The 16,532-nt window shown below is 38.5% G+C and carries 14 protein-coding genes; 4 read left to right on the top strand and 10 right to left on the bottom strand.

The genetic code is table 11. From position 1 onward, the window contains the following. Positions 1-191 precede the first annotated feature (191 nt). From aroA to E4F24_RS00565, 3 genes are read right to left on the bottom strand one after another with little or no spacing between them, the layout of a single operon-like run. Positions 192-1,442, bottom strand: a complete 1,251-nt coding sequence (gene aroA, locus E4F24_RS00575) for a 3-phosphoshikimate 1-carboxyvinyltransferase (RefSeq protein ID WP_140936664.1) — start codon at positions 1,440-1,442, stop codon at positions 192-194. Continuing rightward, entirely contained in the window at positions 1,442-2,548 is a 1,107-nt protein-coding gene (locus E4F24_RS00570) for a chorismate mutase (RefSeq protein ID WP_140936663.1), read from the bottom strand. Before E4F24_RS00570 ends, aroA begins: the two co-directional genes overlap by 1 nt. Before the next feature lie 38 nt (positions 2,549-2,586). After that, positions 2,587-3,411, bottom strand: coding sequence for a prephenate dehydratase (locus tag E4F24_RS00565; protein WP_140936662.1), 825 nt, complete (start codon positions 3,409-3,411; stop codon positions 2,587-2,589). A gap of 580 nt (positions 3,412-3,991) precedes the next feature. Here E4F24_RS00565 and E4F24_RS00560 point away from each other — a divergent pair. Genes E4F24_RS00560 through E4F24_RS00550 form a run of 3 tightly spaced genes read left to right on the top strand, consistent with a single transcriptional unit; the run spans position 3,992 to position 6,314 of the window. Beyond that, complete coding sequence (locus E4F24_RS00560; RefSeq protein WP_140936661.1) at positions 3,992-4,849, top strand: DMT family transporter; 858 nt, start codon at positions 3,992-3,994, stop codon at positions 4,847-4,849. After that, complete coding sequence (locus tag E4F24_RS00555) at positions 4,846-5,463, top strand: IMPACT family protein (protein WP_140936660.1); 618 nt, start codon at positions 4,846-4,848, stop codon at positions 5,461-5,463. The genes E4F24_RS00560 and E4F24_RS00555 overlap by 4 nt, the downstream gene beginning before the upstream one ends. Further along, positions 5,460-6,314 carry a nucleoside phosphorylase gene (locus E4F24_RS00550; protein WP_140936659.1) on the top strand — a complete coding sequence of 285 codons (855 nt, stop codon included), beginning with the start codon at positions 5,460-5,462 and terminating at the stop codon, positions 6,312-6,314. The genes E4F24_RS00555 and E4F24_RS00550 overlap by 4 nt, the downstream gene beginning before the upstream one ends. Here E4F24_RS00550 and rodA read toward each other — a convergent pair. The 7 genes from rodA to E4F24_RS00515 all read right to left on the bottom strand — a co-directional run bounded on the left by rodA (position 6,311) and on the right by E4F24_RS00515 (position 15,332). Continuing rightward, the gene (rodA, locus tag E4F24_RS00545) at positions 6,311-7,585 is read right to left on the bottom strand and encodes a rod shape-determining protein RodA (protein WP_140936658.1); all 1,275 of its coding nucleotides are present in this window, start codon (positions 7,583-7,585) and stop codon (positions 6,311-6,313) included. The two genes, E4F24_RS00550 and rodA, sit on opposite strands and share 4 nt — an antisense overlap. After that, the gene (gene mrdA / locus E4F24_RS00540; RefSeq protein ID WP_140936657.1) at positions 7,578-9,536 is read right to left on the bottom strand and encodes a penicillin-binding protein 2; all 1,959 of its coding nucleotides are present in this window, start codon (positions 9,534-9,536) and stop codon (positions 7,578-7,580) included. Before mrdA ends, rodA begins: the two co-directional genes overlap by 8 nt. A gap of 7 nt (positions 9,537-9,543) precedes the next feature. Next, positions 9,544-10,068 (bottom strand): rod shape-determining protein MreD, encoded by a 525-nt coding sequence (locus E4F24_RS00535; protein ID WP_140936656.1) that lies wholly within the window; start codon positions 10,066-10,068, stop codon positions 9,544-9,546. After that, positions 10,061-10,900, bottom strand: a complete 840-nt coding sequence (mreC, locus tag E4F24_RS00530; RefSeq protein ID WP_140936655.1) for a rod shape-determining protein MreC — start codon at positions 10,898-10,900, stop codon at positions 10,061-10,063. Before mreC ends, E4F24_RS00535 begins: the two co-directional genes overlap by 8 nt. A gap of 234 nt (positions 10,901-11,134) precedes the next feature. Beyond that, complete coding sequence (locus tag E4F24_RS00525) at positions 11,135-12,157, bottom strand: rod shape-determining protein (protein WP_140936654.1); 1,023 nt, start codon at positions 12,155-12,157, stop codon at positions 11,135-11,137. A gap of 148 nt (positions 12,158-12,305) precedes the next feature. Continuing rightward, entirely contained in the window at positions 12,306-13,976 is a 1,671-nt protein-coding gene (locus E4F24_RS00520; RefSeq protein ID WP_140936653.1) for a M1 family metallopeptidase, read from the bottom strand. A gap of 90 nt (positions 13,977-14,066) precedes the next feature. Then, positions 14,067-15,332 (bottom strand): DUF819 family protein, encoded by a 1,266-nt coding sequence (locus E4F24_RS00515; protein ID WP_140936652.1) that lies wholly within the window; start codon positions 15,330-15,332, stop codon positions 14,067-14,069. Between the two features lie 127 nt (positions 15,333-15,459). On the opposite strand from E4F24_RS00515, the gene E4F24_RS00510 reads away from it, so the two are divergent. Further along, complete coding sequence (locus E4F24_RS00510; protein WP_140936651.1) at positions 15,460-16,530, top strand: Gfo/Idh/MocA family protein; 1,071 nt, start codon at positions 15,460-15,462, stop codon at positions 16,528-16,530. Positions 16,531-16,532: the final 2 nt, after the last annotated feature.

The following is a 16,532-nucleotide window of genomic DNA, read 5'->3' as shown; positions in this document are numbered from 1 at the left end:
AAATATTGGGTAAACTTAGATAAATTTGCTTTTATATGCAATTATAATCACCTTGGATAAAGCAAATTATTCATGATTATCCGCTTTAATATAGATGAATGAGCACTTCGTGTTTTTCGACATCTCCTCTGCCCTAAAGGGATTTTTATAAAGGAAATGTGTCAAATCAGTAATAATTATTACTGATTTTGCTACTCCGTAATCTGGAAACCTTGCCCTGCAAGATGCTCCCAATATATAGGATATGATTTTTCTACGACCTGAGGTTCTAATACGGTAATTTGATCAAAGACTAATGCAAGGGGAGCAAATGCCATTGCCATGCGGTGATCTTCATAGGTCGCGAAAGATACAGTTCCCGGATCTTTCACATCTTCTGTAGTCAGGTGATAAATTTCATCTTCAGCTGTTAGCTTTGCTCCGAATTTTGAAATTTCATTTTGAAGTGCTGCAATACGATCCGTCTCTTTGATTTTTAATGTTTCAAGTCCCGTAAAAGACACGTTTCTTTTTAATGCAGCAGCTACTACAACGACAGTTTGTGCTAAATCCGGACATTCTTTAAAATCAAATAAGTGCTTAGTCGAATCAATTGCCACTTTGTTAAGATATATACCTTTAGCTGTAAATGTCGTTTCAACACCGAAATGGTTCATGATTTTAGCAATGGCTATATCTCCCTGCAAACTATTTTCTTTTAGCCCGGGAAGAAAAATTTCACCACTTTCTGAAAGAGCTACTATAGCATACCAATACGAAGCAGCGCTCCAGTCGGGCTCTATATATAGCACAGATTCCTGATGCTTTTGAGGTGCAATATGAATGGTATTGCCTGTCCATTCATGGGATATACCAGCTTCCTTTAACATGTCCAATGTCATCGTTACGTATGGTCGAGACGTTAGTTCTCCGTCAATTTCGATGGTTAATCCTTTTTTTAAGGCGGAAGCTACCAAAAGAAGAGAGGAAATATATTGACTGCTTACATTACCTTTGATAGTTACTTTATCTTTGCCCTGAAACATTTTTCCTTCAATATGAAGAGGAGGGAAGCCTGATTTGCTCGTATAATGTATATCTGCTCCGATACTTTTCAACGCATCCACCAAGATACCAATGGGACGTTGTTGCATACGCTCTGTACCTGTAAGGATAAAATTTCCTTCGAGTAGATTGAGGTATGAGGTTAAAAAACGCATTGCCGTACCTGCTGGTCCTATGTCAATTATTTTCTGGTCTGCCCCCTCTCTATATGCTTGTGTTAGCGCTTTGTTCAAGATAACTGTATCAGCCGCTTCAGAGAGGTTCTTAACGTTTACTTTGCTTTCACTCAACGCCCGTATAATAAGAGCACGGTTGCTCTCTGATTTAGAACCAGTGAGTTGAACCGTGCCACTTACTCGTTTTGTTGGATGTGATAGCTTAATGCTTATCTCATTCATTATGCCTCTGCTGGTGAATTAGTGTTCATAATTTCGTTTTGCTTACGAATAGACTCGTTGTGCAGTAGTTCCAAGTATTTGACGGCAAAATCTTCACTTATACTTAATGCTTTAGCCAATTGAACACGCTTTTGAACGATTTCATCCCAACGATTTACTTGAAGGATAGTTACATTATTATCGCGTTTGAATTCGCCAATCTTCTCTGCAATTTTCATACGGTCGCCGATCTGTTTGATGATTTGGTCATCCAATTTATCTATCTGTTGACGTAATTCAGCCAATTTATCTTCAAAAGCAGGGTTATTGGATTCCGCGCGACGCACGGCAACATGGTCTAATAGATCCGCTAACGCAGCAGGAGTAACTTGTTGTTTGGCATCCGTCCACGCTACTGATGGGTCAATATGCGACTCAATGATTAATCCTTGCATGTCCATATCTAAAGCTTTTTGCGTGATGTAAGGAATTAGTTCGCGGTTACCACAGATATGACTTGGATCATTAATGATTGGCAGATCAGGGGCAATGGTTTTCAATTGAATAGCTAAATCCCACATGGGCTCGTTACGGAAAGCGGTTTTTTCATAAGAAGAGAATCCTCTGTGAATAGCTCCGATCTTTTTGATGCCAGCTCGGTTCACACGTTCCAGCGCACCTATCCATAATGATAAATCTGGATTAACCGGGTTTTTGACCAATACCGGGACATCAACCCCCTGCAGTGCATCTGCGATTTCTTGAACAGTGAATGGGTTGGCGGTAGAACGAGCTCCGATCCACAAAATGTCTACACCTGCTACTAGAGCTTCTTCCACATGTTTTGCAGTAGCTACCTCCGTTGCCGTCAGCAAGCCGGTCTCTTCTTTTGCCCTTTTTAACCACTCTAAACCGATACTTCCGATACCTTCGAATTCTCCGGGACGCGTACGCGGTTTCCAGATACCTGCACGTAATACATTTACTTTGCCTGTATTTGCTAGTAAGTGTGCGGTAGAAACCAATTGCTCTTCAGTCTCTGCGCTACAAGGTCCTGCAATGATTAAAGGCTTGTCGCCGGTGTCGATCCAAGATTTTAACGGAAGGATGTCTAATGAATGTTTCATTTTATTTAGAATTTTTTTATTTACAATATGATAGTTACTTATACTCTTTCGTTTTTAATGTATTCGCCCATAATGCTGAAGTTGACCGTGTGTTTAAGTACTTTCCGGATGGCAGTATCATAATCGGCTTGTTTTTTCCATTCGACATCGACATAGAAGTCGTATTCGTTTCGACGACCTACAACAGGCATCGATTGAATCTTGCTTAAATTTACATTCTGTTCTGCAAAACACTGTAATACACTCGCTAATGAGCCAACAGAGTTTCCCGTCTGGAATGATAAAGATGCCTTGTTTGCATTCTTTTGTTCTACAACTTCGTTGGATAATACGAGGAAGCGGGTGGCATTTTTCTTGTGTGTCTCTATGCGTTTTTCTAAAATATTTAACCCGTAAATTTTAGCTGCAAATTCACTTGCAATGGCGGCAGTGGTGGTTAATTTTCCTTCTTTGATCCTCTTCGCACAACCAGCTGTATCCATACCTTCACGGATCGCCCAATCTGGATGATCGCTTAAGAATTCATCGCATTGGCGAATAGCGATAGGGTGAGATTCAACGGTTTTAATATCGCTCAGTTTTACTCCGGGCAAGGCTAACAGGTTTTGCTGGATATTTAAGTGTACCTCTCCAATAATATGAAATCTATAATCTCTTAATAAGTTATAGTTTGGAAGGATACTTCCAGCGATTGAATTTTCAATGGCCATCACTACATAATCTGCTTTTCCGTGTTTAAGCATTTCACAGGTTTTCTTGAATGACTCACATTCAATTGTTTCGATGTCTTTTCCGAAATATTTCAATGCAGCCTCTTCATGAAAAGATGCTTTTACGCCTTGGATTGCAATTTTTGTACTCATTTTTCTGTGTGTTCTTTAAAAAAGAAAAGTCCCGTTTCAATTTCGGGACTTTTATATTATGCTTCTACAATGCTATACTCGTCCCTGCTCTTATCTAGGATAATAAAAGAAATAAAAGAATGTATATGTTGTAGCGTTATTCATGTCTCTAATTTGATAGTCCAAAGGTAGCATCAATAAAATTATTATGCAAATTTTTTATTTTTTTTATTTAATTATTTAATGATTTGTGCTCTATTTTTTTTGTTTTTTCATGTTAAAAAATAAGTGTTTTTTTTGTGTTATTTTTTATATTATATTTTAGTTAAGTATCTGTTAATTAATTTTTTATTTTTTATATAGTGTTTTTTTTAATGGTTTTTTTGATGTTTGTAATGTGTTTTTTTTATTAAAAAAATGTTATAAAAATAGTTGTTTATTTTGTTATTTTATTGTGTTTATATTAAGGTTATTGTTGGTTGTTTTGGCCTGTAAATAGGGGTTAAATATTTGTATCAACCGAAAAAAGAATAGGATTTGGAATAATTTACCTCCTTAATTTGTAGATTTTTTGTACTATTGAAATCTAATGATTTTATAAATGATATATGTATTTTTAAGTGTAATTTTTAGCGTAACCGTTTCTATTGTAATTAAAATAGCCCGATCCAGACAAGTGGATACCCAGCAATTGGTATTATGGAATTATCCTATTGCTGTTTTAATGACCTATTTTCTTCTCAAACCGGATTTATCAAATACTACTATACAACAGTGGCCTTTGATGATCTATATTCCCTTGGCAATATTATTGCCAACCTTGTTCATTTTTATTGCGTTAGCTATCCGAACAAGTGGTATTGTCAAGACTGATATAGCACAGAGACTGTCCTTATTTATTCCCTTGATAGCATCTTTTGTTGTATTTGGAGAAGCAGTGGTATGGACTAAAATGATTGGAATTGGTGTAGGGCTGGTAGCAATTGTATTTTCAATCAGCTGGAATAAACAGGTAAACGATACGCAGAAGAATGTATGGATTTATCCCTTCGTCGTATTTCTGGGGATGGGAATTATAGATGTCTTATTTAAGCAAATAGCGCAACATAGCGGAGTGCCTTATCTCACGTCTATGTTTATTGTATTTGTGCTTTCTATGTTGGTTGCATTTGGAATTTTGGCTTATCAAGTAGGAATTTTGAAGAGAAACCTAGATAAAAATGCCATAGGTTGGGGATTGTTGTTGGGGGTATTTAATTTTGGAAATATATATCTTTATATGAAGGCACATCGCGCACTTCCGGATAATCCTTCTATTGTATTTACCGCTATGAATATCGGTGTTATTGTATTAGGTGGTATAGTTGGGATTGTACTTTTTAAAGAAAAGTTAAGCAAAATCAATCAAATCGGATTATTTTTAGCCATCATATCGGTTTTATTAATTGCATATCTGTGAGTTTATTTGAAGATACATACTACACAATCGAAGCGGGAGTGGAAGGTATATTTAGAGACAAGGGCAGTAAATTTATTGCCTATGCTTATCCCTTTAAAGATGAGTCTAAATTGAAGGATATCGTTGCTGCGCTTAAGGCCTTACATCCGAAAGCACGTCACCATTGCTGGGCCTATCGACTTACACCCGATCGGAATGTATTCCGCATCAATGATGATGGTGAGCCCTCAGGGACAGCGGGACGACCAATATTGAATGTGTTGCTTTCTAAAGACATTACCAATGTTTTGGTTGTAGTAGTGCGTTATTTTGGCGGTACGTTGTTGGGTGTACCCGGACTTATACATGCGTATAAAGCCGCTACATTAGAAGCTTTGGCTGAAGCAGATATCGTAGAGAAAACAGTTAATGACGTATATAAGGTGACGTTCGAATATTTACAGATGAATGAAATAATGCGTATTTTGAAAGACGAACAAATCGTGATTGTGGATCAATATTTTGATAATAATTGTATTATAAAGATAGAAATCCGTAAATTACAAGTAAATGTTGTGATAAAGAAAATGGAAAATTTACAAGGTGTTAAAGCCTCTTATTTATATACGATATGATAGCTGATTCAGAATTGATATTAAATGGGGATGGGAGTATTTACCATTTAAATCTAAAGCCGGAAGACTTAGCGGAAACAATAATTTTCGTTGGAGACCCCGATCGGGTATCTGTTGTGTCTCAGTACTTTGATACGTTAGAAGTAAAAAAAGGTAAGCGAGAGTTTATTACACATACCGGAACATTGCGGGGTAGGCGTATTTCCGTTATCTCTACGGGAATTGGAACTGATAATATTGATATTGTTATTAATGAAATTGATGCACTGGTAAATATCGATTTCACGACCAAGGCGCTGAAATCCGAGCTGACATCATTAGACATTATCCGTATTGGCACTTCAGGTTCGATTCAGGGGAATATTGCAATAGGAACTATCCTTGCGAGTGAATATGCAATAGGTTTTGACGCGCTAATGCAATATTATATCAAGCCATATACCGCTATTGAACTTCGGATAAAAGAGGAAATTGCACTACAATTTCCAAAATTGAGTTTCAGCCCTTATGTAGGGATGGCAAGTGAAAGGTTAATGGAGAAATTTGCAAAGGATTTGCCACACGGTATAACGATGACGGTTCCGGGATTTTATGGTCCCCAAGGGCGGAATGTTCGTTCTCATAACGTATATCCCGATTTGATAAAGACAGCAAATGTCTTTTCCTTGGAGGGCAGACAAATCACTAATTTAGAAATGGAGACCGCAGGTATGTATGCTTTGGCCAATATGTTTGGTCACCATGCGATTTCGATAAATGCAATTTTAGCGAGTCGGGTTAATGAGCAGTTTTGTGAAAATCCGCAAGAAATTATCGATAATGCTATTCGTTGGGTCTTGGATAGAATTTAGATTTGACTCAGGCCTTTGCGGGTCGAATCAAAACGAAGCAGAATAAATAATAATATTGTAAAACTCCACAAGGACGATCCACCGTAGCTTATAAATGGAAGTGGAATACCGATTACGGGAACAATACCTATTGTCATCCCGATATTGATAAAAAAATGGAAGAACAGTATAGAAGCTACACCATACGCATATATCCGTGCAAAGGTGGTGCGCTGTCGTTCAGCGATATTGACGATTCGCAGCAATAGCGTAAGGTAAATACAAATAAGGAACACCGACCCTGCAAACCCCCATTCTTCGCCTATCGTGCAAAAAATAAAATCCGTACTTTGTTCAGGCACAAAGTTATATTTCGTTTGCGTGCCTTGAAGATAGCCTTTGCCAAAAAGTTGCCCTGATCCGATAGCTATTTTGGATTGATTTAAATTATAGCCTTGCCCTCTTGGATCATCCATTTTTCCTAAAATAATATCGATACGGTTCCTTTGGTGGGGCTGTAATATTTGCTCATAAGCAAAATCTACTCCTAGAATATAAACAGAGGAGGCTATGAATAATACGCCTACGTTGATCATGTTCTTTCTACGTTTACGGAATAATAACATGAAAAACAATGCCACCAAAGCAATAACTCCAACCAATATCCACTGATTTATCAATAGAGCCAATACAAAAAGTAAAATAGCAAGTGCTCCCAAAATCAAGACAAGGTTACTAAGAAACCCCTCTCTATAAAAGACAAAAACTAAAGAGAAAAAAGCTAAGGCAGAACCTGTGTCGGGCTGTAGCATCACCAATCCGACGGGAAACAGGACAACACAGGCTCCAATGAGTAATGTTTTTTTATTTGGGGTTTTACTAGCTTGCGTATTAAGATAGTAAGCCAACAATAGGCAAGTAACTAATTTTCCAAATTCGGAGGGTTGTAATCTAAAGCTTCCGATGGGAATCCAGGCTTGGTTACCGCCCACATTTCGACCGACGACTAATACAGCAACCAACAATAGAATAACAATAATGTAGAGGATAGGAGTGATGGAAATAAAGAACCGGGAGTCGATGATAAGAATACAAAATCCGATAATGACTGCTGTAAAAATGAAAATAGATTGTTTTCCGTAATTTGTTTCCAAATTGAAGAGACCGGGATGCTCGGGATCAAATACAGCAGCATGAATATTAAACCATCCAATCAGACATAATAGAAACCACAGACCTATTGTAATCCAATCTATCCGACCAAGAAAGCTGTTGTTCTGTAGTTTATTCATGCGTTCTTCTAACTTGGCTGTGGTGTACTAAAAGTTCTTTTTTATCCGTGGTCTGTGCAATTTGTTTTTGTACTTTGCCACTGTCTTTTTTGATGGTTGTCGGATTCTTTTTTATTGCTGACTCTTTCTTCTCCACCTTAGGCAACAGGTTTTCATTATATATACGATCTTGAATATACTTCGGTAAGGTGATTGTGTCGTTTATATACTTTTCGATGAGCATGCTGGCAATTGGACCTGCCCATGTACCACCATATCCTGCATTTTCAATGAATACGGCAATCGCTATCTTTGGATTTTCCCGGGGAGCAAATGCGAAAAATACCGCATGATTTTTTCCATGTGGATTCTGAACCGTCCCTGTCTTTCCGCACATTTCAATTCCGGCGATGCGTACGCTAGCGGCCGTCCCACCCATATTAACAGCACGACTCATCCCTTCAATGACGGGTTCGTAGTATTTAGCATCGACACCTGCGTGTATTTTCTCGGTAAACTCTTCTTTGACAATTTTCTTCTCACCAATACCCTTGATCAGGTGAGGTCTATAGTAAAAACCCCTATTCGCTACGATAGCCATAACATTAGCCATTTGTAGCGGAGTAATACCTAATTCTCCCTGTCCGATAGATTGTGAAATATTATAAGTCGATTTCCACTTGTCGCTTTTGAATCTTTTGGTAAAATAAGTAGACGGATAGACGTTGCCGCCTTTTTCTCCAGGCAAGTCGATACCCAAAGGATGTCCTAACCCAAATTTCAACAATCCTTCGCGCCATAGATCGTAAGCCTGCGGTGTTGGCATTCCTCGCGAATCCAACATTCTTGCATAGACATGGCCGTAATAGGTGTTGCACGACATCTGTATGGATTTTATAAGGCTTGTAGGACCGTCATAATGTGTGCAGGCCATACGTGCACCATTTACAAAATAGCCATGGGGACAGAAAAATACAGTGTTCTGATCGATCACGCCGGCTTGTTGGGCAGTAAGTGCTGCCACTACTTTAAAAACAGATCCCGGGGGGTAAGAAGCTTGAATAGGCCGGATGAACATGGGCTTGGTCGGATCGTTGAGCAGGTCCATGTAGTTGTTGCCTCGGTCTTTTCCTACCATGAGATTAGGATCATAAGACGGACTGCTGACAAACGTGAGAATCTCTCCGGTAGATGGTTCGATAGCGACTACAGATCCAAGCTTATTCCTCATAAGCTGTTCGGCCAATATTTGCAATTCAATATCTAAAGAGGATACAAGTCCATCCCCAGAAACAGCCAATGTATCGTATTTACCTTCCATAAATACGCCTTTGGGTCTGTTCAATGCATCTACCATCAGGTTTTTGACACCCCGGCTTCCTCTTAGCAACTCTTCATACGAGCGTTCAACACCGCTGGCACCAATGTAATCGCCAGGTTTATAAAAACCATTCGACCGTTCAATATCCTTGTCATTTACTTCTTGGATGTATCCCAAAAACTGAGCGGCAATGCTATCGGGATAGCTTCGAACAGTTCTATTCTGGACGTAAAAGCCTCTGAACTTATGCAAATGTTCTTGTAGACGTGCATAGGTTTCGGAAGAAATTAGTTTTTCGAACGGCGATGCACGATAGGGTGAGTGCGCACGAGCTTTTGCTATACGGCTTTTAAAGCCTTCCATGTCGATGTGGATGAGTTGGCATAGCAATGCCGTATCAATATCTTTTACCTCTCTAGGGGTAACTAAGAGGTCATATACAGGCTCGTTTTGAACAATGACTTTACCATTTCTATCTAAAATAATACCACGTGCCGGATAAACGATTACTTTACGTAAGACATTATTGTTTGCAGATAACAAAAAGGAATCATCAATGATTTGCAAATAAAATAATCGAGCTACAATAACTAGTGCTATTGCGATAAATATTCCTTGTATGACAAATTTTCGCTCAAAAAAACTATTCATGAATCTATTAAATTCCCAAACGCGATTTGCGTTTGTATGTAAGCACTCCTATTATAAAAATTACTACAATGGTAAATACACTGCTTAACCCAACACTCGTTAAGGTATAAAGTATATTTTGGAAAGAGAATACTTCGACCAAATACAGTACAAGGTGATGTGCCAAAGTCCCCAATACGATGTAAGTACTGTACCATTTGAATCCCATCTCACTCCAGGTAGGTGTTTCGAACGAGTTCACGACATCTGCTTCTAAGGTAATCTTATGAAAAAATATCCTAAGCCAAACAAATGCTACACAAGCTGCAGCATGGATGCCGATCGTGTCGTAAAACGCATCTACGGTAAGTCCTGTAAGGAAAGCAATAGCATACAGTACGAGATTGGGAGTGCCGATGGGCAGAAGGAATAGAAATAAAATATAAGGGAATGGGGTAGCTAAATTATAGTACCCTATGTTCTTAAATAATGCAACCTGAAGCATTATTAAAATCACAAAACGTATTATATTGTTAATTATAATTCTACCCATTGTCTTTATTTGTCGCTTCGAGTTCTATTTTTTCAATAGCTAATTTGTCTTTTACAATATACACATGACTAAGATTTGAAAAATTTGTAGTCAATAAAATGCGTATGTCCTTAAAACTTTCTCCGGATGTAATTCCGGATTCAACAATGTGTCCTACTTTGATACCCTTAGGATATAATGTAGAATATCCTGAAGTAAACACTGCCTGTCCTGTATAAACTTTTATGTGATTGGGAATATCCCGAATCATTGCGTAGCGTGAGTCTGTATTGTTACCCCAAACTAAAGAGCCAAAAGCGTCTGCTGTGCTATCTAAGGTAACTGATATTTTTGTGTCCGGATGTAGTAGCGATTTTACGGTGCTAAAATGGGGTGAAACATTTAGCACTGATCCTACAACACCGTTAGAGGTAATGACTCCCATCCCAAGTTCCACACCATCGTTACTCCCCTTATCCAAGGTCAAAAAATTACTTTTCTGATGAATACTGTTGTTCACGACAGCAGCGACAATAAATTCATATCTGCCGGTATCTATTGAATCAGCGAAAGATACACGCTCCAGCGTATCCCTACCGATATAATTTTCCAGCTGTTGGCGTAATTTGGCATTTTCTAGCGCTAATTCCTCGTTAGTTGAAGATAATGCGAGATAACTTTTCCATGAATTTACGTTTTTATAAAAAGACCCTGTTACGATATTAGACGAATTTACGAAGGAGGTGCGTTGAAAATTGTTATTTCGTACTACTAAAAAAATGGAAAGCACGAAAAACAGTATGAACCAAAAAAAGGCATTATATCTAACCAGGAAGAGCCATAAGTTTTTCATGTTTCTTTACTACTTCATTATGTTATTTAACAAGTACGCGATATAGAAGAAGTAATGCTTTTCTATATCGCGCCCATATATGTTTTTCACCCGAATAAATTGTCGTTAAACGGCGATGAAGCTTGCATGAGTTATTTTTACTTCTTAATCTATTTCCAAGTGGTGTTCAAGAGATCACCAAGCTTAGTTCATGTCTTTGTGGGAGCGGTAACTCATGCAGATTTATTCAGTATATTATTGCATTAAAAACTTGAACCTTCCGATATTTTTTAATGCAATACCGGTGCCACGTACTACAGCCCGTAAGGGATCTTCGGCAACGTGAACAGGTAATTTAGTTTTAGCCTGTATACGTTTATCCAGTCCACGTAACAAGGCACCTCCTCCCGTCAGATAGATGCCGGTTTGGTAGATGTCTGCAGAGAGCTCCGGTGGAGTTATTTCTAACGCTTTTAAAATAGCTTCCTCAATTTTAGAAATTGATTTGTCCAGACAGTGCGCAATTTCGGTGTAAGATACCGTGATTTGTTTTGGAATACCCGTCATTAAGTCACGACCTTGAACGGCAAAATCTTCAGGTGGTTCTTGTAATTCAGGAAGAGCTGCACCTACTTCGATTTTGATCTTTTCTGCGGTACGGTCACCAATCATGATGTTGTGCTGACGACGAATATACTGCACGATGTCAGAGTCAAAATTATCTCCTGCTACGCGAATAGATTGATCACAAACGATACCGGATAATGCGATAACGGCTATCTCTGTTGTTCCACCGCCTATATCGATAATCATGTTGCCGACAGGCTCCTCTACATCAATGCCTATACCGACAGCTGCCGCCATAGGTTCATGGATCAGATAAACCTCTTTAGCTCCTGCAATTTCGGCTGAATCGCGTACTGCGCGTTTTTCCACCTCCGTGATTCCTGATGGAATACATACCACCATACGAAGGGACGGGAAAAACCAAGATTTACCACCATTCACCAATTTCACCATTCCCCGTATTAAATGCTCTGCTGCCGTAAAATCAGCAATAACACCATCGCGCAATGGTCTTACAGTTTTTATATTGTCGTGTGTTTTACCTTCCATTTGCATAGCCTGTCGGCCGATCGCTATTACTTTGTTGGTAGAGCGATCAAAAGCAACAATAGAGGGTTCATCCACTACTACTTTATCATTATGAATAATTAAGGTATTCGCTGTCCCTAAGTCGATTGCAACTTCTTGCGTAAACCAATTAAATAATCCCATTTGGTAAGAATTGTTCTATATTATAATTAAATGCAAACCTAGTGAAAAAAAATCGTTTATAACAACGTATCCCTGCAAAAAAACAACTTAAATTGTTCAATTATTTCCAAGCTTGTAAAGTGTATTGGACAACGCTTTTATTGGTCATTTATTGCATCAAAACACCAATATAATAATTATAGGTATCTATTTCTAGATTTTCCTTTGTCAGTCCCGGAATGTTTATACGTGTGAATGAATTTGTAAGCTTTATAAGCTGTTTTTTATTCCCTTTTGTGCCGATATGAATCGGCATATTAAAACCTTCTACTTCGCTAATCCATCTTCCTGACGACCGCCCCGAATTATCAAAAGAGATCTCTAACGTAGGGATGCCCCTGTGTTTAACATATTGCTCAAATATCGCAGTACAATCAATGCCCGTTTCTTCAGAAATATAGGTTACTATGTCGTGGTAATTGACTTGACGGTGGTAAAATTTTTCATTTAAACCTCTCAGGATATTCCGCCAATTTTCGTCATTATCGATGATTGTCCGGATCATATTATGCAATACACCTCCTTTGATATACATATCTCCAGAGCCCTCTTTATTGACCTTATATGGCCCCAGAAGAGGTTTGTCGTTTAGTATCCCTGCTCTATTTCCATGAACATAGGCTTGACTCGCTTCTTTGCCATAAAAATAATCAATAAATAGTGCTTCAGAATAATTTGTGAAACTTTCATGAATCCACATATCCGCCAGGTCAGATGCCGTGATGTTATTGCCAAACCATTCATGACCAGATTCGTGCACAATAATAAAATCCCATTTTTTACCCCAGCCTGTATTCGAGCCATCGCGTCCCAAATATCCATTTTGGTATTTGTTGCCATAAGCTATTGCACTTTGGTGTTCCATTCCTAAGTGGGCTGTTTCAACAATCTTATAACCATCTTCATAAAATGGATAAGGACCGAACCAGTGTTCAAATGCCTGCAATGTTTCTCTTACGTTCTTTTTCAAATGATTTACTTTCCTCTTTTGGTTATTTTCTCTTAAAATATAATAGTCTATATCCAAATTCCCCTTTTCGCCTGCATAGACTTCGCTTAGATGTACGTAATCGCCAATGTTTAACGCAATATTATAGTTGTTAATAGGATTGGTTACTTTCCAATGGTATGTTTTATAGCCATCTTTTGTGTTTTCAGTTTTAATTAATCGTCCATTAGAGACATTGATGAGATCCTCTGGGACAGATACCGAAATCAATATGCTGTCGGCTTCATCAGATTGATGGTCTTTATTGGGCCACCACACACTGGCTCCCAGACCTTGACATGCCGTAGCCACGAAAGGTTTGCCATTGGTGTCTTTTTTCCAGTCGAACCCGCCATCCCAGGGAGCTCGGGTTGCTTGAATCGGATTTCCTGAATAGTACACAGTAAAGGAGTCGATTTTACCTTTTTCTATGGTATTCGGAAACTCTATAAAAACAGCATGGAACTCTCTGTTAAAAGGAAGTGTCTTTCCATCGTACTCTACTTTATCAATGGATAAATTGTCAAATAAATCAAATTGAAGTTTTGTGAAATCATCTACAGCCCGAAACCGGAATAAATTTGAACCTGAAATAAATTTATTGTCAAGATCTACTTTTACGTCTAAGTGATAATATTGAATATCATAACAAGTACGTAGAGGTGTTAGCTCACCACGTAGGGAATCGGCCCGGTTAAAGATTTCTTTTGCTTTCATGAGCTGCGCCTGAATAGGAGATAAGCAGCAGCAGCATAGTGTTAGGGTAAGGTATATTAATGTATAATTTCTCATTTAGATTTATTTTTCAAAAATAGCCAATAAAACGCGGATGAGCAATATTAATTGCGACGAAGAAAACGATGATTGAGGGCTCTTATATTTCTAAATAGGAGATACCAATTGCATCAGTAGAGCTGTGATCCAACCCATATATGTGCCTATGGCGTAACTAAACACCGATAGAATAACACCGACAGATATTAATGAGGGGTGAAAAGCGGCTGATGTTACTGTAGCTGAAGCCACCCCTCCAATGTTGGACATACTCCCTACCGCATAATAAAAGAAAGGGATTTTGAATATTTTGCCAACGATTAAGAGCAGCAACGCGTGAAACAAAATCCAGATGATCCCTACGACAAACAGTCCGGGATTATCTAAGATAGCAAGAATATCCATTTGCATGCCTATAGTCACGATAAGCATGTACAGTAATACTGTACCTATTTTGGATGCCCCTGCATTTTCAAGTTTTTTAGCAGGAGTAAAAGAAAGGGATATACCGATTATAGTCGCAAAAAGAACAAGCCAGAAAAAACTATTGGTTAATGAAAATTTTTCCAAACCGGGGTAGTATTGGGCTACGTAATTGGCAAGGGGCTCTGCAAGGAAAGAGGCTAACCCTGTTCCTCCAAATGCTAAAGCCAGCATGATAATAAAATCTTTTGTCTCCGGCATGCGGTTATTCGTTTTTGATTTTTCATCCATCTTGATCATCAAAGCATCGACATCTTTTGAATCGGCGTTGAAAAATTTGTCAAACTGTTTGGATTTACTTGCACCGTATAGTAAAAATGCCATCCAGATGTACGCTACGAAGACATCGACTGCAATAATGGAGGAGAATAGTTTAGGTGAGGGTTGGAGAATTTCCCGTAGAGCAACTTGATTAGCACTTCCTCCAATCCACGATCCTGCCAAAGCTCCTAATCCACGCCATACCTCATCCGGACCAGCTCCTCCTACAATTTCGGGTGCTACAAGTGCCGTAAGGTATACAGCTAACGGGCCTCCGAGTATAATACCAACCGTACCTGTTATGAACATTAAACCTGCTCGCTTACGCAAGGCCCACATTTCCTTTAGATCTAAATTGATAATAAATAGAATTAAACAACCTGGTAAAAAGTAACGGCTTCCAATACCTGTGAGTGGGGAATTTTCACCATCGAAAATGTTAAACGAATTCAAAATCCCCGGAAGAAAATAGCATAACAATAAAGGAGGGATAATATTGTAAAAGCCTCTGATATATTTGTTCGATAAACTTGACGTGTAAAATACGAATCCCAGTATAGACATTAATATACCCACTATCATAGCGGTATTCGTGATCAAAGGTTCGGCAGCAGAAATATCGTTTTGCATAATTGTATTACAAAATGTGAATTTATATAATAAAATTTATTAACTCCATCAATTCATGCAACTTTATACAAGTTTGTTTGTGGAATCCCCTATAAAGTTGCATTTTTAAGGGTTAGAACTGAGCGATATGGATAAAATACAAATTTTAGTAGTTGGTTGTGGTAATATGGGAGCATCACACGCTAAAGCCTATCATGATTTTGAACAATTCGAGATAGTTGGCTTGGTGTCACGCGGGAATAGCAAGATCGCGTTAAATGAAAAATTAAATGCAAACTATCCATTGTTTGATAATTTTGAAGTTGCCTTACGTGCGACTAAACCTGATGCGGTTTGTATATCTACCTACCCTGATACGCACGAACAATACGCTATTCAATCGCTGGAGGCAGGAGCACATGTGTTTATTGAAAAGCCATTGGCGCATACCGTATCAGGAGCTCAACGTATTATCGATGCGGCAAATAGAGCGAATAAAAAACTGGTGGTCGGTTATATTCTTCGTCATCATCCTTCTTGGGTTTGTTTTATTACTGAAGGAAGAAAATTGGGTACACCTTTGGTATTCCGTATGAATTTAAATCAGCAAAGTCGGGGCTATATGTGGGATGTTCATCGCAATTTAATGGAAAGTCTTAGTCCTATAGTAGATTGTGGTGTACACTATATTGATGTGATGTGTCAGATGACAGATGCCAAACCTATACAGGTTTCGGCGATTGGTGCCCGGTTAACAGATGATATCCCGATGGATAATTATAATTACGGACAGTTACAGATTCGTTTTGATGATGGAAGTGTAGGTTGGTATGAGGCAGGTTGGGGGCCAATGGTCAGTGAAACGGCTTTTTTTATCAAAGATGTGATTGGACCCAAAGGCTCTGTATCTATTGTAGCTAATAATGCGAGCCGGCAAGGTAATTCGGATTCGATAGCCGCTCATACGCAAACGGAATCGATACGCATACACCATGCCGATATCAATGAGAAAAATGAGTTTTTAAAATCCGATGAATGGATAGATTTATTGGATGAGCCAGATCATCAGGAATTGTGTAACCGCGAACAGCTTTTCTTTCTAAACGCAATTCAGGAAGACTTAGATCTTTCCAAATCGATGGAGGACGCATTGAATAGTTTGAAAATTGCTTTTGCATGCGATGAATCGGTGAAATCCGGCAAAATAATCAAGCTATAGTA

It is taken from the genome of Sphingobacterium lumbrici, assembly GCF_006476045.1.
In the GTDB taxonomy this organism is placed as follows: domain Bacteria; phylum Bacteroidota; class Bacteroidia; order Sphingobacteriales; family Sphingobacteriaceae; genus Sphingobacterium; species Sphingobacterium lumbrici.
This window is presented reverse-complemented; position numbering and strand designations above follow the sequence as displayed.